Here is a 26409-nt window from a genome sequence, read left to right as displayed (position 1 = left end):
GATTCGTGCGTCTGACGCTGCGTCCGCAGACCCTCCCGTCGATCGGCGGGAGGGCGGACGAGGGGCGGTGGGCGTATCGGCCCGACGTCGACGGCCTCCGTGCCGTCGCCATCCTCCTCGTCGTCACGTACCACGTGTGGTTCGGACGCGTCTCGGGCGGGGTCGACGTCTTCCTGATGCTGTCGGCGTTCTTCCTCACCCGGGGGTTCGTCCGGCGGATGGCCGGGCCCAACCCCGTCCGACCGCTCCCTCACCTGCTCGGTATCTTCCGCCGCCTTCTGCCGGCCGCGGCGGTGACGCTCGCGGGCGTCCTCGCGCTCGTCTGGTTCACCTACCCTCCTACCGCCTGGCGCGCGGTCTGGGATCAGACCTGGGCGTCGCTCGCCTACGTGCAGAACTGGGTGCTCGCGGCGGATGCCGTGGACTACTACGCCCGCACCGAGATCCCGAGCCCCCTGCAGCACTTCTGGTCGATGTCGGTGCAGGGGCAGGCGTTCGTCCTGTGGGTCGTGCTGCTCGGACTCTGCCAGCTCGTCGTCCGCCGGCGCGGCCTCTCTCCCGACCGGGTCGTGGGTGTCGTGTTCGGCGCCGTCTTCGCGCTGTCGTTCGTGTACTCGGTGGTGCGCACCGCGACGGCGCAGGAGATGGCGTACTTCGACACGGGGGCGCGGCTGTGGGAGTTCGCGGCCGGGTCCCTCCTGGTCGTCGCCCTCCCGCACGTGCGCGTCGGCGCCGTCGCCCGGGCGATCCTGGGATGGGCCGGGCTGGCGGGCCTGCTCGTCCTCGGCGCGGTGCTCGACGTGCGCGGCGGCTTCCCGGGGTTCCTCGCGCTGTGGCCGGTCCTGTGCGCGGCCGCGATCGTCGTGTCGGGGTCGGGCGATGACCGGGGCAGGGGGCCCGCGCGGTTGCTGTCCTCCCGGCCGCTGCAGGCGGCGGGGCGCGACGCGTACGCGCTGTACCTCGTGCACTGGCCGATCCTCGTCACCTTCCTCGTCGTCAACGAGCGCGTCGAGGTCGGTCTCGTGGGAGGTGCCGCGATCATCGCGCTGTCGCTGCTGCTCGCGCGCGCGTTGACGTGGGCGGTGGATCGACCGGTGCGCGCGTGGCGTCGGTCGGACAGCTTGCCGTGGGTGCCGGTCGCGGTGGTCGCCGTCGCCGCGAGCGTCGTCGCCCTTCCCCTCGGCGCCTGGCAGGTGTCGACGTGGGCGCAGGAGCGGGCGATCGAGGCGCAGGCCGTACGCGATAACCCCGGTGCCGCGGTGCTGCGCGATCCGTCGCTGGCGGAGATCCCGACGGATGCCGAGCTGCTGCCCCTCCCGACCCTGCTCGACGACGAGTGGGTCCAGTTGGAGAACCCGTGCGCCGGTCGATGGAGCGTCGACACGGACATCCTCCTCGGCACGTGCTTCGAGACCGCTCGCACCGCACGAGCCGGTTTCACGATCGCGGTCATCGGCGACTCCCACGCGCAGCAGATCACCGGAGCGCTGCTGCCGCTCGCGGACGAGAACGGGTGGGGAGTCGTCAGTCTCATCAAGGGCGGCTGCTCGATGGGACTGGCGGAACCCGGAATGGACGAGCGCTGCGACGCGTGGCGCGAGGAGGCGATCGATCTCGTCGAGCGGGTCGCGCCCGACGCCGTCATGACGGTCGTCACGCGTTCCGACGCGGGGGAGGACGACGAGGTCGTGCGCCCCGGCATCGAGCTGTTCCTCGATCGCATGGGGGATGCCGGCATTCCGGTGCTGGCGGTGCGCGACAACCCGCGGTTCGCGTTCGACATGTACGGCTGCGTCATCGACGCGGACGATCCGCTTGACTGCGCCGCACCCCGTGCGGCGTCCCTCGCCGACGAGAACCCCGCCCGTGTGCTCGACCGCCCGGGTGTCGACCTGCTCGACCTCACTCCCTGGATCTGCCCCGACGACCTGTGCGTCGGCGTCATCGGCAACGTCTCCGTGTACCGCGACGACAACCACCTCACGCGTCTGTACGCCCGCACCCTCGGTCCCTCGCTGGCCGAGCAGCTTCCGTCCAGCCTCGGATGACGCGCCCGCATAGGATTTCGTGGTGACTTCCGCCGCCGTCGGCGCCCCCGGATCGGTGCGGCGCTCGCTCCACTCCCTGTGGCTGCTGTCGGCGCGCGACCTCCGCGTGCGCTATTCGACGAGCGCCTTGGGTTACCTGTGGTCGGTGCTGGACCCGCTGGTGATGACCGGCATCTACTGGTTCGTGTTCACGCAGGTCTTCCACCGGTCGGTCGGAGAGGACCCCTACATCGTCTTCCTCATCACGGCGCTGCTGCCGTGGGTGTGGTTCAACTCCGCGGTCACCGACTTCACCAAGGCGTTCAAGAAGGACGCCCGCCTGGTGCGCTCGACCGCGATCCCGCGGTGGATCTGGGTGAACCGCATCGTGTTGAGCAAGGGCATCGAGTTCCTCTTCTCCGTGCCGGTGCTCGCCCTGTTCGCCGTCTTCGGCGGAGCGCAGGTGTCGTGGGCGTTGCTGGCGTTCCCCCTCGCCGTGCTGCTGCAATCGATCCTGCTGGTGGGACTCGGATTGATCGTCGCGCCCCTGTGCGTGATGTTCGGCGACCTCGAGCGCACCACGCGCCTCGTGTTGCGCGCGCTGTTCTACGCCTCGCCCATCATCTACGGCGTCGGCAATCTCCCCGGGGTCTTCGCCGACATCGCCGCGTTCAACCCGCTCGCCGGCATCTTCACCCTCTACCGCGTGGGCTTCTTCCCCGACCAGTGGGACACCCTGACCGTCGTCGTGGGCGCGGCGGTGAGCGTCGGCATCCTGGTCATCGGCCTGATGGTGTTCCCGCGTCTCGAGCGTCCCGTGCTGAAGGAGCTGTGATGACGCGACCCGCCATCGAGGTCGAGGGCCTCGGCGTCCGCTTCCGCCGCAACCGCCGCGGCAGCCGCAGCCTCAAGGATCTGTTCGCCGGCTCCGCGCGCCGCTCGCGTCCCGACGAGTTCTGGGCCCTGCGCGACGTGTCGTTCCGCGTGCAGCCGGGCGAGTCCATCGGCGTGGTCGGGCGCAACGGCCAGGGCAAGTCGACGTTGCTCAAGCTCGTCGCGGGCGTGCTGCTGCCGGACGAGGGCGGCGTCGAGGTCGAGGGCGGTGTGGCACCGCTCATCGAGATCACGGGCGGTTTCGTGGGTGACCTGACCGTGCGCGAGAACGTGCGCCTCACGGCGGGACTGCACGGGATGCCGCGTGCGGAGGTCGCGCGTCGCTTCGACGACATGATCGCGTTCGCCGAGATCGGCGACTTCGTCGACACGCCCTACAAGCACCTCTCCAACGGGATGAAGGTGCGCTTGGCGTTCTCGGTCGTCTCGCAGCTGGACGAGCCGATCCTTCTCGTCGACGAGGTGCTCGCCGTGGGCGACCGTGCGTTCCGCGAGAAGTGCTACCGGCGCATCGACGAGATGCTCGCCGCGGGACGCACCCTCTTCTTCGTCAGTCACAACGAGAAGGACCTGCGCCGCTTCTGCACGCGCGGGCTCTACCTCGACCGCGGCGCCTTGCAGCTGGACGCCCCGATCGCCGAGGTGCTCGACCGCTACAACACCGACTACGCCACACGCTGAGCGCGAGCGCTCAGGACGCGGGCTGCGCCTGCTCCAAAGGCGGCATCGGCTTCCACGAGGAGTCGCGGGCGATCGCCCGTCCGTCGCGGAGCCCCCGGAAGAGGTGGCTCGTGCCGCGGACCTTGCGTTCGACGACGACGAGCCGGATGAGCTCCTTGACGAAGGTCAGCGCGGTGCCGGTGAGGAAGGGCAGCGGCCGATAGACGCCCAGCTCGCGGTAGTACTTCGCCAGATACGCGCGGTTGCGCATGATGAAGTACCGATAGGCGTCGCTGGAGGCGTTCATGTGGCGGATGCCCATGTCCCACTGCTTGATCTCGCGCGTGCGGCGCAGCACGAACTCGTTCACGATCACCGAGGGTGTCTGCCGGGAGGCGAGCCATCCGTAGAGCTGGTCGTCCCAGTAGATGAAGAAGCGCGGGTCGGGCAGGCCGATCTTCGCGACGATGTCGCGGTGGATGAACATGCCCTCGAAGCATCCCGAATTCATCGGCTTGTAGCCCGAGGAGTCGAAGCCGGCCGGGGCGAAGGGGATGGGGATCGCCATCGACTCCGCCACGCGGTACTGCCAGTAGAACTCGCTGCCGTCGGAGTCGTACCGACGACCCTGGATGCTGCGGAAGCGCGGCGCCCAGTGACCCATGCGCGCCAGTCCGTCGGAGACGACCTCGACATCGTCGTCCATCAGCCAGATCCACTCGGATCCGAGGTCGTACGCCACGCGCATGCCCTCGCTGAACCCGCCGGATCCTCCGGTGTTGGTCTCGAGACGGCGGTAGACCAGCGTCGTGGGCAGACGGTCGCGGAAGGATTCCACGACCGCGGTGGTGTCGTCGGTCGAGGCGTTGTCGACCACCACGAGGTGCCCGGGCGCCGGATCCATCTGCTCGATGCTCTCGAGCAACCGGGTCAGCAGGGGCGTGCGGTTATAGGTGACGACGACGATGGTCGCCGACGTCGGATCGAAGGATGCCACGGTCAGGAACGCTCCTCGAAGGTGGCGCGCCACTGCGATTCGGAGACGAGATCGGGCAGGGCGCGACGGTAACGGCGCGAGAGGGAGGGCCACTCCCGCTGCAGGCGGCGGTGCAGCCGCCAGCTGTCGACGAGCATGCGGCGGAACAGCGCGCGGTCGCGCGTGTAGATGTTCTTCCCCGACCCGTCGGCGGCGCTCACGAGGGCGCTGTCGTAGAGCGGAACGCGCCACCAGTTGGCGTCGCCCTTGCCGAACTCGACCTCGGGCTTTTCGACGTTCTCGGGGCGCGGAGTGTGGAACCAGTGCGAGAGGAGCGTGCGCAGTGTGAAGGTGCGCAGGGCGATGCCGGTCGGGCTGTCGAACTGGTGGTTCTTCAGACGCTTGAACACCTGCCGACCGCGGCGGGAGCGCAGCGGGACGCCGGAATCCTTGTGGATGACCGTCTCGGGATGCTTCTTCGCGACGGCACGGGCGGCGGGCATCGCGGTGGCGAGATTTGCCCGCATGTGCTCGGGGCCGGAGAGGATGTCGCGCAGCGCACGGTGGCGCAGCTCCACCGGGTAGTACTGCATCATCATCAGGTGCTTGAGGTCGACGCGTCGACTGTGACGGATGAGCGTGCCGCCCTGCGGGGAACGCGAGTGCAGCAGTGCCGACACGATGCGGTTGCGGGCGTGGAAGTAGGCCTGCCAGTCGATCGAGTCGTCTTTGCCGAGCCACGACACGTGCCAGAGAGCCACGCCGGGGACCGAGACGGTGGGGTAACCGGCATCCCGCGCCCGCACGCAGAATTCGGCGTCGTCCCACTTGATGAACGCGGGCAGGGACAGCCCGATCTCCCGCAGGATGCTGGTGGGGATGAGGCACATCCACCAGCCGTTGTAGTCGGCGTCGAGGCGCATGTGCAGCAGGGGGGACTGGCGCAGGTTCGCGACGCTGAAGTCGTGGGGGAGGCGCTCCTGGAACAGCGCTCGCCACATGAACGGGGCGTCGTCGACGACCTCGGCCCACGCGTGCAGCTTGGGTCGGTCGAGCAGGTCGAACATGTGCGCGCCCACGATGGTGGGCACAGAGGCGTAGCGGCCGAAGACGACGGAGCGTCGGATGGACTCGGGCTCGACGCGCACGTCGTCGTCGAGGAGCTGCACGAAGTCGCTCCCCTCCCGGGCGAGGGTCTCGACCATCGCGCGGGCGAAGCCGCCCGAGCCGCCGAGGTTGGGCTGGCGCACCACCTCGAGGGTCTCGCCCAGGCGTCCGGCGACCGCGGGGAACGCGTCCTGGTCGGCGACGAGATCGGTTCCCTGGTCGATGAGGAAGACCCGGTCGATCACGTCGAGAGCATCGGGGGAGTCGGCGAGAGCCGTGAGCGTCTCGACGCAGTAGTCGGGCTTGTTGTAGGTGGTGATGCCGATGCTCGCCTTGCCCGCGCGGACCGGTTCCTGCTCGGTGGTCCACTCGGCGCCCTCGAACATCGCGTCGGCGCGGTCGGCGGCGACGTCGAACCAGATCCACCCGCCGTCGCTGTACTGGTCGAGCACGAGGTCGAAGGAGGATTCGTTCGCGTCGCCGCGCACCTCACGGGTGTCCAGGCGCTGCTTGGTCCCGCCGCCGTTCGAGCGGTAGACGAGGATCGTGGCGTCTCCCGTGGTGCGCACCGTGAGGCGCACCTGCCGGACGGCGGTCCAGTGCTGCCAGTACGACGCCGGGAACGCGTTGAAGTAGGTGCCGAACGACACGCGCCGACCCGCGACGATGCGCGCGCGCGTGCGGTCGAGGATGTTGCTCAGCTGTGCGACGTTGGTGACGCGCACCGGCTCCTCGTCGATCGTCGACCATGTCTCGGGGTCGACGTACAGGGGGAGAAGGTCGGGATCGCGGTCGAGCGGGAGCACGGCGTTCTGCAGGGTGTACGTCACGAAGAGGTCTTTCGTCTCAGGCGAGGGGGCCTCGGCGGGGCCGCCCGCAGTCTACCCGGCGTCACCGGCGCCGCCCTGAGCGTCGGGAGCCTGCCCGCGCCGCCCGTCGGGGCCGGGGCGGCCGTCGGTCGCGGGGCGGGCGGCATCCGTCATCCGCTGCTCGAGGCGCTCGCGCCACGACCGGGACTGCCCCGCCCGCACGGCGCACAGGGCGAGCAGGAGCCATCCCGGACCCGTGAGCGTGAAGCTCTCGAACAGCGACACGGTGAGCAGAGCGACCAGGATGAGCGGCGCCCAGGCGTGGACGACGGCGCGCCGCTCGCCCGCGACGAGCCATCCGCGTGCGAGGCCGAGGCCGCCGAGCGCCAGGAACAGCAGCAGGCCCACCCAGCCGAGCTGCAGCAGCACGTCGAGGTAGGCGTTGAGGGCCGAGGCGTGCCGCGCGCCGTCGGCGAGGGTGACGAGGGCGAAAGGGACGGCGTCGGGGTCCCACGCCCCGAACCACCCGAAGCCCTGGACGGGGCGGATGTCGGCGATGTCAAGGACGCGCGTCCACACGCGCGTGCGCGTCTCGAGGTCGTCCTGGGCCCCGAGGGCGGCGACCAGCGACGCCCGTGCGGCGTACGCGACGGCCACCACGACCGCCACCCCGATGCCGAGTCCGATCTGCACCCCGCGTCGTCGATCGGTCGGCACCCGCCGCACGCCCCACAGGGCGAGTGCCGCGACGGCCGTGACCAGCGCGACCACGATCACCGTCGGCGATCCGCTCAGCGCGGCCAGTACGCCGCCGAGCACGACGGATCCGATCGCGACGCTCACGCCGACCGACTGGGTGCGGAACTCCACGAGGAAGGTGATCAGCGCGATGACGGTGACGAAGCCCAGCGCGTTCCGCGTGCCGAACAGGCCCTGGATGGGGCCGAGGTCGGCGATCGCCCCCTGGATACCGAGGAACGGGATGGGCAGATCGAGGAGGATGCCGCTGAGCACCTCGAGCCCGAGCGAGATGCCGAGCAGCCAGCGCAGGACGTCGCCGAGGGCGCGCACGGTCTGCAGGGCGTCGCGCACGTGGCCGATCACGACGGCCAGGAGGGCGATCCCCGCCAGCTGCATCCATCCGGCGAGGGCGGCGGTCGGCGCGGCGCTCCAGAAGACGCTCGCGGCGGCCCACGCCACCAGCAGCACGAGGGTCGTGGGGGCGAGGCGCACCAGCTCGATCTCGTCGCGCCGCGCGAACAGGATCGCCGCGCCGAGGATGCACAGCCCCGCGAGGACGGTCGCGAGCGTGACCGCACCCGCGACGGCGGTCAGGGCGAAGCCGCCGAACACCGTGGTGAAGACCGTCAGGGTGAACGCGCGGGCGAGCGCCGCCGAGGAGAGCAGGGAGAACAGGCGAGGGCGGAGCGCGTCGGGCTCCGCGATCACGGGGCGGGTCTTTGCAGTTCGCCGCGTTCGATCGAGATGCTCTGCTCGCTGGGCCCCACTCCGACCAGCGGCGTCTGCTTGATCTTCGCGCCGAACAGCACCACGAACATCCAGCCCCACAGCAGCAGCGGGCCCGACTCGGTGAGTCCCTGCACGACGAGGAGGGCGCCGATCAGCGTGGGCAGGAGCGTGAGCGGGGAGTGCGGGCGGTCGTCGCGGAGGTCCCACCGCGGCCGGTCGACGGCGAAGAACCACGAGCGCCAGACGTAGGCGAGGTACACGAGCGCGAGGAGCACGACGCCGACACCGCCGAGCTGGAGGTAGACGTCGAGCCACATGCTGTGCGCCTGCACGACCGTCTGGCCGTGGTCGACGATCCAGCCGTCGATCAGCGGTTCCGAGGCGATCCAGGGGGTCGAGAAGCCCCAGCCGATCACGGGATGCTGGTCGGCGCGGGCGATCACGTCGGCCCAGATCCCTTCGCGTCCGGTCAGATCGGCGCCGCGCCCGAGCAGGCCGAACAGGGCGTCGCGGCCGAACCACAGCGCAGCGGCCGCACCGAGACCGATCGCCGCGTAGAGGAGGTACCAGCGGGTGCGCTCGCCGGGGCGCCGCGCCGTGCGCATCACGAGCACGGTGCCGAGCACGAGCGCGACGAACGCGGCGGCCAGGAAGGCGGTGGCCGACCCCGCGCGCACGAACAGGAAGGCGGCGATCGCGATCCACACCCCGAGCAGCACCCGTCGGGGGGCGCCCACGGCCAGCCGGATCGCGAACACGATGATCGCGACGAGCATGACGGCGGCGAGGAGGTTGGCGTTGCCGAACACGCCCTGGATGCGGCCGCCGTCGAAGAGGTTGTCGCGCGACCAGTAGACGATCGGATCCAGGCGCTCGTCGGGGATCACGAAGCCCGGGAGCACCGGCCCCCGCACGAACACCGACACCGCGAGCTCGAAGAGCAACGACAGCCCCACGATCCATTTGGCGGCCGACGCGACGGCGCGAACGACGTCGCGCCAGGTGAGCACGGCTCCCACGAACAGGCCCTGGAAGGTCGTGATCACCAGCAGGAGCCAGGTGAGCACGGATGCCGCCGGCCAGGCGCTCCAGGCGAGCGACGCGGTGGCCCACGCGACGTAGCCGAACGCCAGCCACGGCAGGCGGCGCACGGCCAGCGGCGGTCGGGTCACGAGCCAGAGGATCGCGGAGACCACGGCGGAGGCGACGACGACGACGGCCGTCGGCACGGGGCCGACGGCGTTGACGAGTCCCACACCGCCCAGCGCCAGCACGAGGACGAACACGCACCAGGCGCGCAGCAGCAGGTGCCCGGTCGTCTCGCGCGCAGGCGCGGTCGGCAGCGCCGACACCGGGTGGTTCGTGTGCATCGCCATGGTGATCTCAGGGTAGCGGGCGGCATCCGGGACCGTCCGGTCGGACCACTAGGCTGACGCCGTGCTGATCCCGATCTCGAACACGCCCCGCGACTACGCCTGGGGCAGCCCCACGCTCATCGCCGACCTCGAGGGTCGTGAGCCCTCCGGTGCTCCCGAGGCCGAGGTGTGGTTCGGCGACCACCCGGGCTCGCCCGCGCGGGTGCACGACGGCTCGGAGCGCACCCTCGACGCGTGGCTCCCGGCCGCCGCCGGCGAGCACGGCGTGCCCGCCGCGCTTCCTTACCTGCTGAAGCTCCTGGCCGCCGGCGCGCCCCTCTCGATCCAGGTGCACCCCTCGAAGGAGCAGGCCGTCGAGGGCTTCGCGCGCGAAGAGGCCGCGGGGGTCCCGCGCGATGCGGGCGAGCGCAACTACAAGGACGACAACCACAAGCCCGAGGTCATCGTGGCGCTGAGCGAGACCTTCACCGCTCTCGCGGGACTCCGCGACATCGAGCGCACGCGCGCGCTCGTCGCGACCCTCGGTGAGGCCCCGGGCGTGCAGACGCTGCGCACCCACCTGTCCGCGCCCGACGCCGCCGACGCCCTGCGCGCGAGCATCGCCTGGCTCCTCGGCGAAGCCGACGCGACCGCGATCGAGCAGATCGTGGATGCCGCGGCATCCGCCGATCCGGGGGAGTTCGCCGCCGAGCTGGCCCTGACCCGCTCGCTGCACACCGCCTACCCGGCCGACCCCGGCATCGTGGTGGCGCTGCTGATGAACCTCGTCGAGCTGCGGCGCGGTGAGGCGATCTTCGTGCCCGCCGGCGTGCTGCACGCCTACGTCGCCGGTCTCGGTGTGGAGATCATGGCCGCGAGCGACAACGTGCTGCGCGGGGGGCTGACCCCCAAGCACATCGACGTGGACGAACTGCTGGCGCTGGTGGACTTCCGGCCCGCCGAGCCGCCGTTCCTGCGGCCGACTCCGGCGGGCGACGGTGCCGAGGTGTTCGCACCCGGGATCGCCGACTTCGCCCTCGGGCACCTGGCCGCCGAGGCGTCGGGGTCGCTCGACCTGCGCGGCGTCGCAATCGCGCTCGGCGTCGCCGGGGAGGCGACGATCACCGGAGCCTCGGGCGCGCAGGTGAGCCTGAAGCCCGGGCAGGCCGCGCTCGTGACCCCCGACGAGTCCCCGTTGTCGGGCGACGGTGGCGGCGAGGTCTTCGTCGCGACGCCGGGGGCCTGATCGCGACACGCCGTGAGGGGGTATGAAGCTTCACCTCGGCCTTGAGGGTTTACGATCCGCGACTTGACCAAACCGAATCACACGGGTGTAATTATGTCTACGCGGAACCGCGTCATGGGGGCTTGAACGAGGCGGAGGACGATATGGCGACGTCGCAGTACCGGTCCGGTGTCCCGGACAACTGGTTCGTAGACCCGGTCGATCTGGGAGTGCCCGGCGTTCGCCGAGACATCGACGCGACCGAGGAGAACACCCTCGCCTGGCAGACCGACGCGCTGTGCTCGCAGACCGATCCCGAGGCCTTCTTCCCGGAGAAGGGCGGATCGACCCGCGACGCGAAGCGCATCTGCACCTCGTGCGACGTCAAGAGCGAGTGCCTCGAGTACGCCTTGCAGAACGACGAGCGCTTCGGCATCTGGGGCGGTCTCAGCGAGCGCGAGCGCCGCAAGCTCAAGCGTCGCGCCTGATCCGCCGCCGATCGCCCTCGGGTGACCCAGGGGTGAGCGATCGGCGTCCCGACGGCGCGGCGTCCCTGATCGCGGAGGAGCCGACTTAGGCTGATCCGGTCATGCCCGCCCGTGTACACGCCATCCTCGTCGTGCGTCCCGAAGGACGCACCCCCGCCGCGAACCATCTGCAGCGCACGCTCGCAGCCCTCGCGGCCCAGACCCGTCCGGTCGACGCCCTGACCATCGTCTTGTGCGGCGCCGACCCGGCCTTGACGCAGGTCGCGGCCTCCTCCGGCGCCGAAGGCGTCATCACGGCTCCGGCCGGCACCCCGTTCGCCGTCGCCACGGCCCTGGCCACGCCGCGTCTGACCGGCGACGCCGTGTGGCTGCTCGCACAGGACACCGCGCCCGATCCCGACGCCCTCGTCCGTCTCGCGGGTGCCCTCGAGCTGTCGTCGTCGCTCGTGATCGCGGCGCCCAAGCTCGTGTCGTGGGACGACCGCGACGAGATCGTGTCGCTGGGTGTGAGCATGAACCGTTACGGCGGCACGGTCGAACTCGCCAAGGGCGAGCTCGACCAGGGTCAGCACGACGCCGATGCCGACGTGCTCGGTGCCGACGTGCGCGGCGTGCTCGTGCGTCGCGAGGCGTGGAGCGCGCTCGGCGGTCTCGACCCCGCCCTCGGTGGGGCCGACGAGGGGCTCGACCTCGGCGTGCGCGCGCGCCTGGCGGGCGATCTCGTCTCGCTCGTGCCGGCGGCGCGCGTCGCGGTCGCGGGCGACGGCGTGGCCGCGATGGCCCGCGGTCGCCGTCGGGCGCGTCGTCGCGCGTTCGCCACGCGCACCGCGCAGTTGCACCGGCGGTTGGCGTACGCGCCGTCCGCGGCCGTGCTGCTGCATTGGCTCTCGTTCCTGCCGCTCGCCCTGTGGCGCACGGTCATGCACCTCGTGACGAAGATGCCCTACCGGGTGCTGCCGGAGTGGGGGGCGACGCTGCTCGTCCTCTTCCGACCCGCCGCCGTCGCGCGCGCCCGTCGCCGCATCCGGACGGTACGCCGCGTGGGGTGGTCGCGCATCGCGCCGCTGCGCATCTCGCGGGCGCAGATGCGCCTGCGTCTCGACGCCGACGGCGCCGACCCCGACGCCCCCGTTCGTTCGGAGCTGCGCTTCTTCGTCGGGGGCGGCGCGTGGGCCGTCCTCGGCGCGCTCGCCGTGTCGGCGGCGCTCTTCGCCCCCCTGCTGGCCTGGCCCGTCCTCGGCGGGGGAGCGCTGCTGCCGCTCCGTGCCGACATCGCTCAGCTCTGGCAGGACGCCGCCTGGGGCGCTCGCCCCCTCGGTCTGGATGCCGTGGGACCGGCCGACCCGTTCTCGGCGCTCGTCGCGCTCCTCGGCACGCTCTCGCCGGGGGACCCCTCGCGAGCCTTCGTCGTGCTGTGGGTGCTCGCGCTCCCGCTGGCGGTGCTGGGCGGCTGGTTCGCCGCCACGCGGGTGACCGAGTCGTCGCTGCTGCGCATCACCGCCGCCTTCGCGTGGGCCCTCGCCCCCACCTTCCTCGCCGCCCTCGTGGAGGGCCGCCCCGCTGCCGTGCTGCTGCACCTGCTGCTGCCGTGGCTGTTCTTCGCGGCGAGCGTGGCCCATCGGTCGTGGGCGCCGGCCGGAGCGGCATCCCTCCTCCTGGTCGCCGTGCTCGCGTGCGCCCCGTCTCTCGCACCCGCGGTGGTCGTGCTGTGGTCGGCGGCGCTCATCGTGGTGGCGCTCGTCGCGGGCCGCGGAGTGGCCCGTGTGGTCTGGCTGCTCGTGCCGTCGGCGGTCATCTTCGCGCCCCTGGTGTGGACGCAGGTGCGTCGCGGGACGCCGTGGGCGCTCCTCGCGGATCCGGGCGTGCCATATGCCGGGGCGGAGGCCACGGCCGACCCCCTGGGTCGGGCGCTCCTGGCGGCCGGCTTCCCGACGTCGGATCCCGGCGGGTGGGCCGCCGTGTTCGACGGGCCCGTGTGGTGGGTGGGACTGCTCGTCGCGCCTCTCGCCGTTCTCGCGCTGCTCGCGGTGCTGACGCCCCGCTGGGTGACGGCATCCGCTCTGCTGGTGATCGCGGTCACGGGGCTGGCCACGGCCTTCGCCGCGGTGGGCGTCGCCGTGTCGTTCCGCGACGCGATCGCCGTGCCCGTGTGGGCCGGATCGGGCCTGAGCCTCGCGTGGATCGGCCTGGTCGGTGCCGCCGTCGTCGCGCTCGACGCCGGCCTCGTGGAGCGCGTGCGCGTGCTGCGACCGATCGGCGCGCTGGCCGCTCTGGCGGCGCTGCTCGTCGCCGTGGCCCCGGCGCTGACCGCGCAGACCGCCTCCGTCGAGAGCGGTCGCTCGGTGCTGACAAACGGTCCGGTGTCGACCCTGCCGGCCTTCGTCGCCGCCGAGGGGCGCGGCTCCACCGACATCGGCACCATCGTGCTCGACCCCCGCGCTGACGGCATGCGCGTCGACGTCGTCTGGGGCGGCAGCGCCACCCTGTCCGGTCAGAGCACCGTGCAGGCCACGCGCACCGCCGCGTCGCCCGCGGACGAGGAGCTCGCGGCGCTCGCCGCCGATCTCGTCACTCCGTCCGCCGACGACGTCGTCACGCGTCTGGCCGATCGTGGCATCGGCTTCGTGCTGCTGGCGTCGGCGCCCGCGGGCGAGGACGACGTGATCCGCGGGGCGCGTCTCGGTGCGGCCACGTCGCTCGACCAGCGCGACCTGCTCGACCCGGTGGGGGCCACCTCCCGCGGCGACCTCTGGCGCGTGAACACCACCATCGTCGCCCGTGCGCCCATCGACGATCACCAGGTGCGTCTCCAGCGCCTGGTCACTCTCGCCTCGCTGGGCGTGGTGCTGGTCGCGCTCCTGCTCGCCGTGCCCACCGCCGCCTCGCGCCGGGTCGCCCGGCGGACGCCGCGCACGGTCGGCCCGATCTCGGGAGGATCACGATGAGCGATCGTCGTCTCGTCCGCTTCGCCGCCACGAGCGCCCGCGTCGTGGCGGGGGCAGCCGTCGCCACGGCGGCGGTCGTCGGCACCGTCGCGGGTATCGCCGCGCCCTGGCCCGAGTACGCCGCCGAGCCGGTCCGGGTGCAGGCGACCCCCGCGCCCTCCGACACCGTCCTCGCGTGCGACGGCCCGCTGCTGGCGCTCGGTCGCAGCGCCGACGCGGCGAACAGCCTGAGCGCCGCCGCCGCGCAGCAGGTGGTGAGCGGTCCCTCCTCCGCTTCCGCGGACACATCGGCGCTGACCGGGGCGACGGGCGGCGACGACGGTTCCGCCGACGCCCTGCGCGCCGCCCCGCAGGACGGCGTGCAGACCCCGCTGGCCGCTGCCGGTTCCGCGACCGCGGTGTCGGACGACCTCACCGGCTTCGCCGCCTCCGCCTGCCGCGCCCCCCTCGCCGAGTCGTGGCTCGTGGGCGGCGCCTCCACCACCGGGTCGAACGACCTCGTCGTCCTCGCCAACCCGGGAACCGTCCCGGCGACCGTCCAGCTGTCGGTCTACGGTGCCCAGGGCGTCTCGACCCCTCCCGGTGGCAGCAACCTCGTCGTCCCGCCCGGTGAGCGCCGCGTCGTGCCCCTGGCCGGGCTGCTGCTGGGCGAGGAGAGCCCGGTGGTGCGGGTGGTGGCATCCGGGGCCCCCGTGCACGCCTCGTTGCAGGCGAGCCTCACGCGGGTGCTGCTGCCGGGCGGCAGCGACCAGGTCGCGCCTCTCGCCCAGGCCGACACGCGCCTGGTGATCCCCGGGGTGCAGGTGCTGACGACGGGGGAGGGCCAGGCGGGGACCGTCCTGCGCCTTCTCGCACCGGGCGCCGACACCACGGCGACGGTGACCATGACCCCGTTGGATGCCGCGACCGCGGTGCCGGAGGCCCGCTCGGTGCCGCTCACGGCAGGACTCCCGACCTCGCTCGACCTCTCGGGCGTCGCGGCCGGGGCCTACACCGTCGAGGTGACGGCCGCCGCTCCCGTCGTCGGAGGCGCGTGGTCGACCACGGGCTTCGGCGAGGGCGCGGACTTCGCCTGGTACGCCGCCGCCCCCGCGTTCTCGTCGTCCGGAGTGATCGCCGTCGCCTCGGGCGTCGGTGCCGCCGTGGTGATCGCCGGCGACGCGAGCGACGCGACGGTCACCCTCACGCCGGTCGACGGGGGAGACCCGCTGACGATCGCGGTGGGGGCCGGCGCGAGCGTCGCCCTCCCCGTCGGCACGGGGGTCTACCGCCTCGACACCGATGCGCCGGTGCGCGCCGCGGTGTCGTACGCGGGGGCCGGCGCACTCGCGTCGTACCCGCTGTGGCCGGCGGACGCCGCGGCCTCGGCGGTCACCGTCCTGCCCTAGGCCCGGGGCGCCGGGTCACGGCATCCGGACCGGTCAGAGGAAGCGGAAGCGCTCGGGCCCGAGGTCCCACGGGTCGCGATCGAGGAACTCCGCGGCCGCGCGGAAGACGGCGCCCTCGATCATCATGCGACGGTGCAGGTCGTCGTCGTGGTGCGGGTGACCGAGGCGCTCGATCGGCACGCGGTACAGGATGATGCGCTTCTCATCGCGCAGCACCGTCCAGCGGGGGATGCCGTCACCGGCCGCCGGAGGCATGATGCCGATCTCGAACGAGACCTCGCGCAGCTCGGGCCAGGCGGAGCGCAGGAACTCCGCCGCCGTACTGACGGCGACGTCGAACCGCTCGACGCGGGTGTCGATCGGGGGCAGCGGCGGACGGACGACCGGGCTGCGGTTCTCGCGGCCGTGCCGACCGTGACGGGAGGGGCGGACGACCGGACGCGCTTCGCGGGATCGACGACGCATCATCCGCCCATCCTACGTTCGTCGGCGGGTCGCGCCGGGCGTCGGACAACGGTCGGGGCCGGCGGGGAGCCGTCCGCACGTCCGCTCCGCGTCGGTGCCCTCCGCCGCACGGCGATCGGCCCCGGGCCCCTGCATCGCCGGGGTATGCCTCTGCGCACCCCGCCTCCGCCGTCTACTGCGGCGCCGGTCACCGGCATCCGGGGTGCTCCTCATCCCGGCGCGGCGTCGTGGCGGTGTCGGAGGGGCTGGGTAGGATGACCGCGATGCGCGACAGACTCTGCTCGAAGGTGGGATGCGCCCGCGAGGCGATGAGCACCCTCACCTACGACTACGGCGACCAGATGGCGGCCCTCGGCCCCCTGGGGCCTGCGGGCGACCCGCACGCGCACGACCTGTGCGCGATCCACGCCGACCGCCTGTCGGTCCCCAAGGGCTGGGTCGTCGTGCGCCACGAGACGCTGCGCGCCTGAGGCCGGCCGTGCCGCGCGTCTGACCCGATGCGCCCTTCGCGTCGTGGCGCCGGCTTTCCCGGTTCGTGGCGCGTTCGGCTCCGTGGGGCAGGGGATTCGTGCCCGGAACGCGGTGATCCGCCCCGATCCTCCCCGAAGGCGGCGCTCCCTCGCCCGCGACCCGCTGCTCAGGCGCGCTCGGTGAGGGCGGCGGCCCGCTCGTTCTTGAGCAGGAGGGCGCGATACTCGCGATCGCGTCGCACCGCCGACACCGCGCGGACCAGGCTCTCGGCATCCACCGCGGGGATGGGCGAGACGAAGGGCCGCACCGCCTCGGCGAGCGAGACCGCCACGCGCGCGCGTGCGGCGGGGGTGAGCGCGTCGGCCCCGCGCACGAACTGCGACAGTCGCGCGGCGAGGCGGTCGGGCAGACGCGAGACGTCGGCGACCTGCGCCCACGCCTCGAGACCGAGCGGGATGCCGGGGGCCTCGAGGGGCAGGCGCGGGGTGCGCGTCCGTTCGCTGGCGGTGCCCGCGAGGAGGTCGCCGAGGCGCTGAGAGCGCGGGGTGAACATCCCGACGACCGCGGCGATCGCGCCGAAGGTGAACCAGATCTCGAGCACCCCCGTCAGCGCGCGGATGAGCGCCTGACGGAAGCCGGAGGCGCCGCCGTCGGTGCGGACGATGCGCGCCCCCACCGCGAGGCGACCGAGGCTGCGCCCGCGCGACAGCGTCTCGACCGTGGTGGGCACCGCCACCATCACGAGGACGAGCAGCGTGATCACGCCGATGCCGAGGGCGGATTCCGGCAGCGAGCCCTGGGCGGTGAGGGTGGCGAGCAGAAGGGCACCGCCGAAGAGCAGCACCGCGCCGATCACGACGTCGATGACTGCGCCCACCGCGCGCAGGAAGAACCCGATCGGCTGGACGTCGAGGGCGACGGCCTCACCGGTGAGCGTCTCCTCGGCGGTGGTGTGCACGAGGGAGACCGCGGGGGAGGGGACCGGGGTCGATGCCATGCGTACAGTTGACCACATGGACCTCGACGCGCTCACGGCCGCGCGCCGCCGCGAGTGGGAGCGGCTCGACGAGCTCGGCAGACGCCGTCGCCTGAGCGGCGAGGAGGTCGACGAGCTCGTCACCCGCTACCGGGCGGCTTCCGCGGATCTGGCCGACATCAAGACCTCGGCCGGCCGCACCCCGCAGGGCGACTACGTCTCGATCCTGCTCGCGCGCACGCGTCTGCGTCTCACCGGCGTGCGCGAGAACGTGCTGAAGCAGCTTCCGCGCTTCTTCCTCCTCCAGCTGCCCGCGGCGTTGTACCGCGTGCGGTGGATGACGCTGGCGGTGACGGTGTTCTTCCTGGTCGTGGCCACCCTCGTCGCGCTGTGGATCTCCGGCGACCCGCAGGCCGTGGCCGCGCTCGGGGCGCAGAGCGATCTGCAGCGCTACGCCGACGAGCAGTTCGTCGACTACTACCGCGAGAACCCGAATGCGATCTTCGCCGGCACCGTGTGGACGAACAACGCCTGGATCGCGGCGCAGTGCGTGCTGTTCGGGGTGACGGGGTTCTGGCCGCTCATGGTCATCATGCAGAACGCGGTCGGCGTGGGGACCTCGGCCGCGATCATGATCGCCTTCGACCGGGCCGACGTGTTCTTCCAGTTCATCCTCCCGCACGGCCTGCTGGAGCTCACGGCGATCTTCGTCGCGGGGGCGGCGGGGCTGCAGATCTTCTGGGCGTGGGTCGCCCCGGGGCGTCGCACCCGCGCGGCGGCGCTGGCGGCGGCGGGGCGCTCTCTCGCGACCGTCGCCGTCGGACTCGTGTTCGCGCTCGCGCTGTCGGGTCTCGTCGAGGGCTTCGTCACCCCGCGCGAGTGGCCCTGGCCTGTCAAGATCGCGATCGGCGCGGCCGCCCTCGGCGTCTTCCTCTTCTACATGCTGTGGGTCGGACGCCGCGCGGTCCGGGCGGGGGAGACGGGCGACCTCACCGAGTACGAGGCCGGCACACCCACGCTGACGGCCGGCTGACGGCATCCGGATGCCGACCCGGGGGCGCCGCGGAGGCTTCGGGTTCCCCGGCGTTCCGCGGGGACGGGCGGCTCCGGCGCCGTGCGCGCAGCGCAGCGGAAACGCCCTGCGTCGTGCCGCCCGCACCCCGATCACGCCGTTCACCGGCGTGTCATTTTTGATTCATTCAAAACTAGGTAGGCTCGACGCATGCTCGACAGTCAGCCGGACGCCCCCGCGGATGCCCTCATCCGTGGTGCGGGTCTGCGGGTCACGACGACGCGCGTCGCCGTGCTCGAGGCCTTGCGCGCCCGGCCGCACGCCACCGCCGACGACGTGTTCGCACGGGTCAGCGGCACCCTCGCCGGCACGAGCAAGCAATCCGTGTACAACGCGCTCGGCGACTTCGCCGACGCGGGTCTCGCGCGCCGCATCGAACCGGCCGGGCACTCCGGCACGTTCGAGCTGCGCGTCGGAGACAACCACCACCACGTGGTGTGCACCGGATGCGGACGCATCGACGACGTGGATTGCGTCGTCGGCGCGGCACCGTGCCTGCACGTGCCGGAGGGGAGCGGTTTCGTCATCGAGACCGCCGAGGTGACGTTCTGGGGCGTGTGCCCCGACTGCCGGGCCGAGTCCGAAGCCGAAAAACCGAGAGGATCCCGATGAGCGACACTCTGAACGGATGCCCCGTCTTCCACGACGGCGCCGCCCCCGACGACAACCGACTGCCGGTGGGCGAGGCCCCCGCCGACAGCGAGCCCGCCGGCGCCCTGCCGCACCCGACCCAGGGATCCGCCAACCGCGTGTGGTGGCCCGAGTCCCTGAACGTGAAGATCCTCGCGAAGAACAACGCCCTCCGCGACCCGCTCGACGAGGGCTTCGACTACAAGGCCGCGTTCGAGGCGCTCGATCTCGAGGCCGTGAAGAAGGACCTGCAGGCCGTCATGACGACCTCGCAGGACTGGTGGCCCGCCGACTTCGGTCACTACGGCCCCCTCATGATCCGCATGGCCTGGCACAGCGCCGGCACCTATCGCGTGACCGACGGTCGTGGCGGCTCGGGCGCGGGCATGCAGCGCTTCGCCCCGCTGAACAGCTGGCCCGACAACGTCAACCTCGACAAGGCGCGCCGCCTACTCTGGCCCGTCAAGAAGAAGTACGGCCAGTCCATCTCGTGGGCCGACCTCATGATCCTCGCCGGCAACGTCGCGCTGGAGGACATGGGCTTCCCCACCTTCGGCTTCGCCGGTGGCCGCACCGACGTGTGGGAGCCCGACGACGACGTGTACTGGGGTCCCGAGACCACCTGGCTCGGCGACGAGCGCTACACCGGCAACCGCGAGCTCGAGCGTCCGCTCGCCGCCGTTCAGATGGGCCTGATCTACGTCAACCCCGAGGGGCCCAACGGCAACCCCGACCCGCAGCTGTCGGCCCACGACATCCGCGAGACGTTCGGCCGCATGGCCATGAACGACGAGGAGACCGTCGCCCTTATCGCCGGTGGACACACCTTCGGCAAGACGCACGGTGCGGCGAGCGACTCGCACGTGGGTGTCAACCCCGAGGCCGCCGACATCGAGGACCAGGGCCTGGGCTGGAAGAACAGCCACGGCACCGGCAAGGGCGACGACACCATCACCAGCGGTCTCGAGGTCACCTGGACCTACCACCCGACCCGGTGGGACAACGAGTTCTTCCACATCCTCTTCGCCTACGAGTGGGAGCTCTTCCAGAGCCCCGCGGGAGCGCACCAGTGGCGTCCCGTCAACGGCGGGGGAGCCGACATGGTCCCCGAGGCGCACTCGGCCGGACGCCGCGAGCCCCGCATGCTCACGAGCGACCTGGCGCTGCGCGTCGACCCGGCGTACGAGAAGATCTCGCGGCGTTTCGCCGAAGACCCGGCGGCGTTCCAGGACGCCTTCGCCCGCGCGTGGTTCAAGCTGACCCACCGCGACATGGGCCCGCGCGAGCGCTACCTCGGTTCCGAGGTGCCCTCCGAGGTGCTCGTGTGGCAGGACCCGGTGCCCGCCGTCGACCACCCGCTCATCGATTCCGCGGATGCCGCGGCGCTCAAGCAGCAGATCCTCGACAGCGGCCTCACGGTGCAGCAGCTCGTCACCACGACGTGGGCGGCGGCATCCACGTTCCGCGGGAGCGACAAGCGCGGTGGCGTGAACGGCGCGCGTATCCGCCTCGAGCCGCAGAGGAGCTGGACGGTGAACAACCCCGAGCAGCTGGCATCCGTGCTCGAGGTGCTCGAGAAGATCAAGGCCGGGTTCGATGCTCAGGGGGAGAAGAAGGTCTCGATCGCCGACCTGCTCGTGCTCGCGGGCAACGCCGGTGTCGAGCAGGCCGCCCTCGCCGGCGGCGTCGAGATCGAGGTGCCCTTCGCCCCCGGTCGCACCGACGCCTCGCAGGAGCAGACCGAGATCGAGTCGTTCCGCTGGCTCGAGCCGATCGCCGACGGGTTCCGCAACTACGCCTCGCGCGAGGCGCGGCTGCCCGCGGAGTTCCTGCTGCTCGACAAGGCCAACCTGCTGACGCTCACCGCGCCCGAGATGACGGTGCTGGTCGGGGGCCTCCGCGCGATCGGCGCGAACTGGGACGGCAGCGACTGGGGCGTGTTCACCGACACCCCCGGTGCGCTGACGAACGACGTGTTCGCGAACCTCCTCGACCTCGGTACGACGTGGAAGCCGCTCGACAGCGGCAAGCACGCCTTCGAGGGCACGAAGGACGGCTCGGGCGAGAAGGTCGGCATCGGAACCCGCGTCGACCTGGTGTTCTCGTCGAACTCCGAGCTGCGCGCGCTCGCCGAGGTGTACGCCTCGGATGACGCGAAGGAGAAGTTCGTGCGCGACTTCGTCGCCGCGTGGCGCAAGGTCACCGAGCTCGACCGGTTCGACCTGGTCTGAGATCGACCCCCGCTGCGGCGGGGTTCGCGCTGCGGCTCGGTCGTCGCGGCATCCGGAAGGTCCGTCCCCTCGTCGGGGCGGGCCTTCCGTCGTTCGGTGGCGCCGCGGTCCGTCTCCGTTCCGCCCCGCCGGGGAGGTGTGTCCCACTTATGGCCGGTAGGAGGGGTGTGGGGTGACCATTTTCGGGACATCCACCGTCATATGTGGGACGAGCGCCGCGAGGAGTAGGACGCACTGCGGGGCCGGTGTGCAGCTTTGTCGGCGGTGGCTCGTCGGTGGCGGGGAGAGGGAGGTGTGTCCCACTTATGGTCGGTGCGAGGGGCGTGAAGTGGCCATTCTGGGGACATGCGCCGTCAGAAGTGGGACATGCGCCGCTAGGAGTGGGACGCGCGCCGCTGAAGGGGCACTGTAGGAGAGACACGCTGCCGGAGACGCGCGCTGCCGGAGGTGTGGCGGATGCCTGAGGTGTGGCGGATGCCGGAGGTGGGACGGATGCCGCCGACTCAGGCGCGCGACAGGCGGCGCAGGCCCTCGTCGATCGAGACCGAGGGACGCCAGCGCAGGTCGCGGCGGATCTCGGTCTGATCGAACCAGTGCGCGGTCGACAGCTGCTCGGCGAGGAAACGCGTCATGGGCGGTTCGTCCTGCCCCGGGCGCACGGCCCACACGCGCTCGATGAGCGATCCCGCGGCCTTGGCGAGTCCCGCGGGCACGCTGAATCGCGGCGGTGTCACGCCCGATGCGCGGCAGATCCCGGCGAGCAGGTCGCCCACGGGCCGCGGCTCGCCGTTGGTCAGCACGTAGGCGCACCCGCTGACGTCCTCGACGCGGTCGAGGGCGGCGACGATGCCGGATGCCGCGTTGTCGACGTACGTGGAGTCGATGAGCGCCGTGCCGCCGTCCAGCAGCGGCAGCGTGCCGCGACGAGCGCGGTCGACCACGCGCGCGATGAGCTGGGTGTCACCCGGCCCCCACACCAGGTGCGGTCGGATGGCGACGAGCGCGGTGCCGTCGCCGGCGCGCGAGAGCGCGAGCAATTCGGCCTCGGCCTTGGTGCGGGCGTACTCGCCGTGCGCGGCATCCGGGTCGGCGGGCTCGGCGCCGACGCCCGCGAGGGCGTGTCCGGCGTGCGCGACCGAGGGCGACGACACGTGCACGATGCGCGAGACTCCCGCGGCGGCAGCGGCGTCGAGAAGCGTGCGCGTCCCCTCCACGTTCACGGCGCGGAACTGCGCCGGGTCCCCCGCGAGGGAGACCTTCGCGGCGAGGTGCACGATCGCGTCGACGCCGTCGAGAGCGGATGCCACGGCGTCGGCATCCGTCACCGAACCGAGACGGTCGTCGGCGCCGTCGACGCGCGAGGGGCGGCGCTGCAGCGTGCGCACGTCGTGACCGTCGTGCTGGAGGGCGCGGACGACGGCACGGCCGAGGAAGCCGGAGGCACCGGTGGCGAGGACCCTCACAGCGCCGACGCCTTCTCGCCCGCGAGCACCCGCTCGGCCCACGCGGCCACGCGGGAGCGGTCGATCTTGGAATTGTGGCGGATGTCGGTCGGCAGGCTCGGCACGGCCAGCACGGCGGCCAGCGACTGCGCGGTGGCCGCGCGGACGGCGTCGGTGAGCTCGGGGGATGCCAGGCCGGGACGCCGGACGGCGGACTCGACGACGGCGACGACGACCTGTCGGCCGACGGGGCCCACGCCGACCGCGGCGGCGCGGACGACGGCGGAGACGGTCTCGACGTCCTGCTCGACGCCGACCGGGGTGACGGGCCCCTCCGCGGTGGTGATGACGTGGGGGAGGCGCCCCTCGACCCACAGGCGCCCCTCGGCGTCGAGGTGACCGACGTCGCCGGTGCGATGCCAGCGGGCGGGGAGGCCGCGCCGGGCGTCGCGGTCGGTCAGGTGCAGGCGGAAGTAGCCGCGCTTGAGATGCGGCGCCGAGATGACGACCTCGCCGGTGACCCCGGCATCCGTCGTCGTCTCATCGGCCGCGCGGCCCCGGTCGTCGAGGGGTGAGATGCGCACCTCGCCCGTCCCGAGGGGACGACCGACGCACACTCCGCGGTCTCCCGCAGCGGCCTCGATCTCGGGCAGGGTGACGTCGGCCACCAGCAGGCATTCCGTCATGCCGTAGGGCGTGTGCGCGACGGCGTTCGGCATGAGCGCCTGAGCCCGCCGCAGCAGGTCGACGCCCACGGGAGCGCCGGTCGAGAGGAACGTCTGCACACGCGCCAGCGCCGAGCGATCGGCATCCGTCAGACGGTCGGCGGTGGCCACGACGTTGGCGACGGCGGCGGGGGAGAGGAAGACGATCTTCGCATCGGAGGCGCGCACGGCGGCCGCGACCGCGGCGGCGGTGAGGGTGCGCGGAGCCGAGACGTCCATGTCGGGCGTCGCCGAGCGGGTGCCGAGCGCCGGGCCCAACAGCGCGAAGGGCGCGAAGCCGGTCACGAGCCCCGTGTCGGCCGACACCGCGAAGTGCGTGGCGAGGGTGTCGCGCAAGGCTGTCACCTGCGCGTGCGTGTACACGACGCCCTTGGCGGGACCGGTCGAGCCCGAGGTGAAGAGCACCGCCGCCTCGGCGTCGGCTGCGGGCGGCTCCGGCAGCGTCCGCCCCCGACCGGCGCGCGCGAGATCCGACAGGCTGGCCTCGACCCCCAGTGCGCGCGAGGTCGCGGCGGGCAGGGACGCCGACGAGATGCGGCGCCCGGGCCACCCCAGGGCGCGCGCCGCGGCGAGCCCCGCGACCTCGCCGATCACCACGTCGGGGACGGCACCGCGCACCGCGCGCGACAGCCCCCGGATGCCGAGACCCCGGTCGGCCACGACGACCACGGCGCCGATGCGCAGGCACGCGTACAGCGCGGCCGTGAGCGTCGGGCCGGGCTGCACGAGCAGCGAGACGCGGTCGCCGGCGCGGACGCCGAACGCGTCGAGTCCCGCGGCGATCTCGTCGACCCGCGCGGCGAGCTGTCGCCAGCTCACCCGCAGCGGTCCGCCGTCGCCCGAGGCCGTGGTCATGTCGATGACGGCGGTGTCGTCGTCATCGCGGCGGGCGTCGAGGGCGTCCCAGAGGCGACCGGCAGGGGCAGTGCCGGTGCCGGTGCCGGCGCGCTTCGTCGGGGACGAGCGACGCGAGCGCGCGGGTGCCGTTGCGGCATCCACGATCTTCTCGTCGAGCCAATCGAGCACCACGTCGGCGTAGGGGCGCTCCTCGGCGATCAGGTGGCCCGCGCCCTCGAAGCGGTGCACGTCGGCGTGGGGGAGACGCTCGGTGAGATCGTCGAGGTGGTCCTCGCCGAACACGGGGTCTTTCGGACCGCGCAGGAGCAGCGCGGGCACCTCGAGCTCGCGCAGCCCCGCCGACATGCGGTGCAGGGCGGGGGTGCTGACGTGGTCCGGCGTCGCCGGGATGTCGGCGACGAATCCGCCGATGCCCCGACGCCGTGCCACGGTCGCGTACGGCGCGCGGAAGGCGGCGCGCACGGCCGGGTCGAGGTCGGCGAGGGCGAGGGTGACGTCGAGGAACGCCGTCGTGCCGGTCGTGCCCGCCGCGAGCATGCCGCGAGCGGTCGCGACGCGCAGCGCGAAGGGCAGCTCGGCGCCGTCGGGGTGGTGCACGGCGGTGTTCAGCGCGATGACCGCGGCGACTCGCTCGCGGTTCTCGACGGCCCAGCCGAGGGAGACGGGCCCGCCCCAGTCGTGTCCGATGGTGACGACCGGACCGCGGATGCCGAGCTCGGAGACGAGCGCGTCGAGATCGGCGATGCGCTGAGCGAGTGTGCGGCGCAGCGAGGAGCGCTCCGAGAAACCCATCTCGAGCTGGTCCACGGCGACGACGCGCCACGCGGCGCGGCCGTCGAGCGCGCGGTCGAGCGAGGCGGTCACGAGCGCGCGCCACAGGTACGACCACGTCGGGTTACCGTGCACGGCGATGATCGTGCCGAGCGGCTCGACGCCGTGCTCGGCGAGGGTGCCCCCGGTGTCGAGCACGTGCCAGAGGCGCGACGCTCCGCGGTCATCGAGGACGCCCTCGACGCTGACGAGCCGCGACAGAGACGGGTCGAGGCCGGGGAGCCCGGCCGGGGGGAGGGTGGCCTGCGGTCCGGTCACGCGGGGGTGGCTCACCAGGCCAGCTCCAGCATGCCGGTGTTCAAGCCGGAGCCCACTCCCATCAGCAGCACGCGATCACCTCGCCGCAGCGTCTTCTGCTCGGCGGCGAGGGTGATGGGGATGGATGCCGGGCCCACATTGCCCAGCTCGGGGTACGTGACCGGGACCCGGTCGCGGTCGAGCTTCGCAGCGCGAACGATCGCACCGGTGTGCACCGACGAGACCTGGTGGGTGACGTAGCGGTCCATGCCGGTCCAGTCGAATTCGCCCTTGGCCTCTTTCCACGCCGACACGACGAGGTCGAGTCCGCCCTTCAGCAGCGCCTTGGCGTCGGTGAACATGCCGTCGACGCTGCCCACGCACAGGTCGTAGAACTGCGTCGCGGCCCGCGTGACGCCGCCCACGATGCGGTGCCCCTCGGGGTGGTCGCTCGCGCGTCCCAGGACGGCCGCGGCGGCGCCCGACCCCAGGGTGAGCGAGGCGAACTCCTGCATGAAGGCGTCGCGGTCGAGATCTTCGCGCACGAGCCGGTTGATGGTGTTGACCTGGATCTCGTCGGCATCCTCGCCGTTGACGATGAGGGCGTACTTCACCTGCCCCGACTGGATCATGCCGGCTGCGAGGCTCATGCCGTTGATGAAGCCGAGGCACGCGTTGGCCACGTCGAAGTTGATGGCCGAGCTCGGCAGGCCGAGGCCGTGGTGCAGTCGCACGGCGACCGAGGGCTCGAGGTGCTTGCGGGTGACCGACGTGTTGATGATGAGGCCGATCTCGCTCGCGTCGACCCCGGCCTCGGCGAGGGCCTGCTTGCCGGCGGCGATCGTCGCCTCATCCGACGACTCGCCCTCCGCCCAGTTGCGGCGCTCGTTGACGCCCGCGACGCGGCGCAGCAGACCCGGCTTGAGCTTGAGTCGCTTCAGCGCGGGAGCCAGACGCTCCTCGATGTCGTCCGACGTCGTGACTCGGCTGGGCAAGACGCTCGCCACCGACACGAGGGCCACATCGTCGAAGTGCGTGGTGGCGTTACCTGGCAAGAGAGCTCCCGCATCCTGTGCGTAGACGGCGAGGCCGCGCGCGGAGGGGACACGCTGACGACCGGAAGGGTA

The 26409-nt window shown here is 72.3% G+C and carries 20 protein-coding genes; 11 read left to right on the top strand and 9 right to left on the bottom strand.

Annotated features, from left to right (window positions below; genetic code table 11):
• Positions 1 to 5: 5 nt before the first annotated feature.
• Genes RWH45_RS02415 through RWH45_RS02405 form a run of 3 tightly spaced genes read left to right on the top strand, consistent with a single transcriptional unit; the run spans position 6 to position 3602 of the window.
• Positions 6 to 2048 carry an acyltransferase family protein gene (locus tag RWH45_RS02415; protein ID WP_315993327.1) on the top strand — a complete coding sequence of 681 codons (2043 nt, stop codon included), beginning with the start codon at positions 6 to 8 and terminating at the stop codon, positions 2046 to 2048.
• A 22-nt stretch (positions 2049 to 2070) separates the two neighbouring features.
• Positions 2071 to 2862, top strand: a complete 792-nt coding sequence (locus RWH45_RS02410) for an ABC transporter permease (RefSeq protein WP_315993326.1) — start codon at positions 2071 to 2073, stop codon at positions 2860 to 2862.
• Positions 2862 to 3602, top strand: a complete 741-nt coding sequence (locus RWH45_RS02405; protein WP_315993325.1) for an ABC transporter ATP-binding protein — start codon at positions 2862 to 2864, stop codon at positions 3600 to 3602. The genes RWH45_RS02410 and RWH45_RS02405 overlap by 1 nt, the downstream gene beginning before the upstream one ends.
• 10 nt (positions 3603 to 3612) lie before the next feature.
• On the opposite strand, the gene RWH45_RS02400 is transcribed toward RWH45_RS02405, so the two are convergent.
• From RWH45_RS02400 to RWH45_RS02385, 4 genes are read right to left on the bottom strand one after another with little or no spacing between them, the layout of a single operon-like run.
• Positions 3613 to 4578 carry a glycosyltransferase gene (locus tag RWH45_RS02400; protein WP_315993324.1) on the bottom strand — a complete coding sequence of 322 codons (966 nt, stop codon included), beginning with the start codon at positions 4576 to 4578 and terminating at the stop codon, positions 3613 to 3615.
• 2 nt (positions 4579 to 4580) lie between these two features.
• The gene (locus RWH45_RS02395) at positions 4581 to 6494 is read right to left on the bottom strand and encodes a glycosyltransferase (RefSeq protein WP_315993323.1); all 1914 of its coding nucleotides are present in this window, start codon (positions 6492 to 6494) and stop codon (positions 4581 to 4583) included.
• Positions 6495 to 6545: 51 nt separating this feature from the next.
• The gene (locus RWH45_RS02390; RefSeq protein ID WP_315993322.1) at positions 6546 to 7922 is read right to left on the bottom strand and encodes an O-antigen ligase family protein; all 1377 of its coding nucleotides are present in this window, start codon (positions 7920 to 7922) and stop codon (positions 6546 to 6548) included.
• Positions 7919 to 9319: an O-antigen ligase family protein gene (locus RWH45_RS02385; RefSeq protein ID WP_315993321.1), complete on the bottom strand. Its 1401-nt coding sequence runs from the start codon at positions 9317 to 9319 to the stop codon at positions 7919 to 7921. The genes RWH45_RS02390 and RWH45_RS02385 overlap by 4 nt, the downstream gene beginning before the upstream one ends.
• Positions 9320 to 9380: 61 nt before the next feature.
• Between RWH45_RS02385 and manA the strand changes: the two genes are divergently transcribed.
• From manA to RWH45_RS02365, 4 genes are all read left to right on the top strand, one after another.
• Entirely contained in the window at positions 9381 to 10544 is a 1164-nt protein-coding gene (manA, locus tag RWH45_RS02380; protein WP_315993320.1) for a mannose-6-phosphate isomerase, class I, read from the top strand.
• Between the two features lie 143 nt (positions 10545 to 10687).
• Positions 10688 to 11011 carry a WhiB family transcriptional regulator gene (locus RWH45_RS02375; protein ID WP_058232110.1) on the top strand — a complete coding sequence of 108 codons (324 nt, stop codon included), beginning with the start codon at positions 10688 to 10690 and terminating at the stop codon, positions 11009 to 11011.
• 101 nt (positions 11012 to 11112) lie between these two features.
• Positions 11113 to 13956 carry a glycosyltransferase gene (locus tag RWH45_RS02370; RefSeq protein WP_315993319.1) on the top strand — a complete coding sequence of 948 codons (2844 nt, stop codon included), beginning with the start codon at positions 11113 to 11115 and terminating at the stop codon, positions 13954 to 13956.
• Entirely contained in the window at positions 13953 to 15344 is a 1392-nt protein-coding gene (locus RWH45_RS02365) for a DUF5719 family protein (protein ID WP_315993318.1), read from the top strand. The genes RWH45_RS02370 and RWH45_RS02365 overlap by 4 nt, the downstream gene beginning before the upstream one ends.
• Before the next feature lie 33 nt (positions 15345 to 15377).
• Here RWH45_RS02365 and RWH45_RS02360 read toward each other — a convergent pair whose 3' ends face one another.
• Entirely contained in the window at positions 15378 to 15809 is a 432-nt protein-coding gene (locus tag RWH45_RS02360) for a hypothetical protein (RefSeq protein WP_391401501.1), read from the bottom strand.
• A 263-nt stretch (positions 15810 to 16072) separates the two neighbouring features.
• On the opposite strand from RWH45_RS02360, the gene RWH45_RS02355 reads away from it, so the two are divergent.
• The gene (locus RWH45_RS02355; protein WP_136587001.1) at positions 16073 to 16279 is read left to right on the top strand and encodes a DUF3499 family protein; all 207 of its coding nucleotides are present in this window, start codon (positions 16073 to 16075) and stop codon (positions 16277 to 16279) included.
• 167 nt (positions 16280 to 16446) lie between these two features.
• On the opposite strand, the gene RWH45_RS02350 is transcribed toward RWH45_RS02355, so the two are convergent.
• Positions 16447 to 17277 (bottom strand): RDD family protein, encoded by an 831-nt coding sequence (locus RWH45_RS02350; protein WP_315993316.1) that lies wholly within the window; start codon positions 17275 to 17277, stop codon positions 16447 to 16449.
• A 16-nt stretch (positions 17278 to 17293) separates the two neighbouring features.
• On the opposite strand from RWH45_RS02350, the gene RWH45_RS02345 reads away from it, so the two are divergent.
• The 3 genes from RWH45_RS02345 (at position 17294) to katG (ending at position 21189) form a co-directional block, all read left to right on the top strand.
• Positions 17294 to 18289, top strand: a complete 996-nt coding sequence (locus RWH45_RS02345; RefSeq protein WP_315993315.1) for a stage II sporulation protein M — start codon at positions 17294 to 17296, stop codon at positions 18287 to 18289.
• Between the two features lie 189 nt (positions 18290 to 18478).
• Positions 18479 to 18940: a Fur family transcriptional regulator gene (locus tag RWH45_RS02340; protein WP_315993314.1), complete on the top strand. Its 462-nt coding sequence runs from the start codon at positions 18479 to 18481 to the stop codon at positions 18938 to 18940.
• Positions 18937 to 21189, top strand: a complete 2253-nt coding sequence (gene katG / locus RWH45_RS02335; RefSeq protein WP_315993313.1) for a catalase/peroxidase HPI — start codon at positions 18937 to 18939, stop codon at positions 21187 to 21189. The genes RWH45_RS02340 and katG overlap by 4 nt, the downstream gene beginning before the upstream one ends.
• 503 nt (positions 21190 to 21692) lie before the next feature.
• On the opposite strand, the gene RWH45_RS02330 is transcribed toward katG, so the two are convergent.
• Genes RWH45_RS02330 through RWH45_RS02320 form a run of 3 tightly spaced genes read right to left on the bottom strand, consistent with a single transcriptional unit; the run spans position 21693 to position 26337 of the window.
• On the bottom strand, positions 21693 to 22652 hold the full coding sequence (locus RWH45_RS02330) for an NAD-dependent epimerase/dehydratase family protein (protein WP_315993312.1): 960 nt from the start codon (positions 22650 to 22652) through the stop codon (positions 21693 to 21695).
• Complete coding sequence (locus RWH45_RS02325) at positions 22649 to 25318, bottom strand: alpha/beta fold hydrolase (RefSeq protein WP_315993311.1); 2670 nt, start codon at positions 25316 to 25318, stop codon at positions 22649 to 22651. Before RWH45_RS02325 ends, RWH45_RS02330 begins: the two co-directional genes overlap by 4 nt.
• The gene (locus tag RWH45_RS02320; protein ID WP_298874550.1) at positions 25315 to 26337 is read right to left on the bottom strand and encodes a 3-oxoacyl-ACP synthase III; all 1023 of its coding nucleotides are present in this window, start codon (positions 26335 to 26337) and stop codon (positions 25315 to 25317) included. Before RWH45_RS02320 ends, RWH45_RS02325 begins: the two co-directional genes overlap by 4 nt.
• Positions 26338 to 26409 lie beyond the last annotated feature (72 nt).

The sequence above is a fragment of the Microbacterium galbum genome (assembly GCF_032464915.1).
Lineage (GTDB): Bacteria > Actinomycetota > Actinomycetes > Actinomycetales > Microbacteriaceae > Microbacterium > Microbacterium galbum.
Note: the sequence above shows the minus strand (reverse complement) of the source record. Positions and strands in the feature narration are given on the sequence as shown.

Coding starts and splice junctions, on each gene's coding strand:
- RWH45_RS02370 (WP_315993319.1), top strand. CDS start 11,113: ATGCCCGCCCGTGTACACGCCATCCTCGTCGTGCGTCCCGAAGGACGC.
- RWH45_RS02350 (WP_315993316.1), bottom strand. CDS start 17,277: ATGGCATCGACCCCGGTCCCCTCCCCCGCGGTCTCCCTCGTGCACACC.
- RWH45_RS02385 (WP_315993321.1), bottom strand. CDS start 9,319: ATGGCGATGCACACGAACCACCCGGTGTCGGCGCTGCCGACCGCGCCT.
- katG (WP_315993313.1), top strand. CDS start 18,937: ATGAGCGACACTCTGAACGGATGCCCCGTCTTCCACGACGGCGCCGCC.
- RWH45_RS02340 (WP_315993314.1), top strand. CDS start 18,479: ATGCTCGACAGTCAGCCGGACGCCCCCGCGGATGCCCTCATCCGTGGT.
- RWH45_RS02365 (WP_315993318.1), top strand. CDS start 13,953: ATGAGCGATCGTCGTCTCGTCCGCTTCGCCGCCACGAGCGCCCGCGTC.
- RWH45_RS02345 (WP_315993315.1), top strand. CDS start 17,294: ATGGACCTCGACGCGCTCACGGCCGCGCGCCGCCGCGAGTGGGAGCGG.
- RWH45_RS02405 (WP_315993325.1), top strand. CDS start 2,862: ATGACGCGACCCGCCATCGAGGTCGAGGGCCTCGGCGTCCGCTTCCGC.
- RWH45_RS02355 (WP_136587001.1), top strand. CDS start 16,073: ATGCGCGACAGACTCTGCTCGAAGGTGGGATGCGCCCGCGAGGCGATG.
- RWH45_RS02360 (WP_391401501.1), bottom strand. CDS start 15,809: ATGCGTCGTCGATCCCGCGAAGCGCGTCCGGTCGTCCGCCCCTCCCGT.
- RWH45_RS02375 (WP_058232110.1), top strand. CDS start 10,688: ATGGCGACGTCGCAGTACCGGTCCGGTGTCCCGGACAACTGGTTCGTA.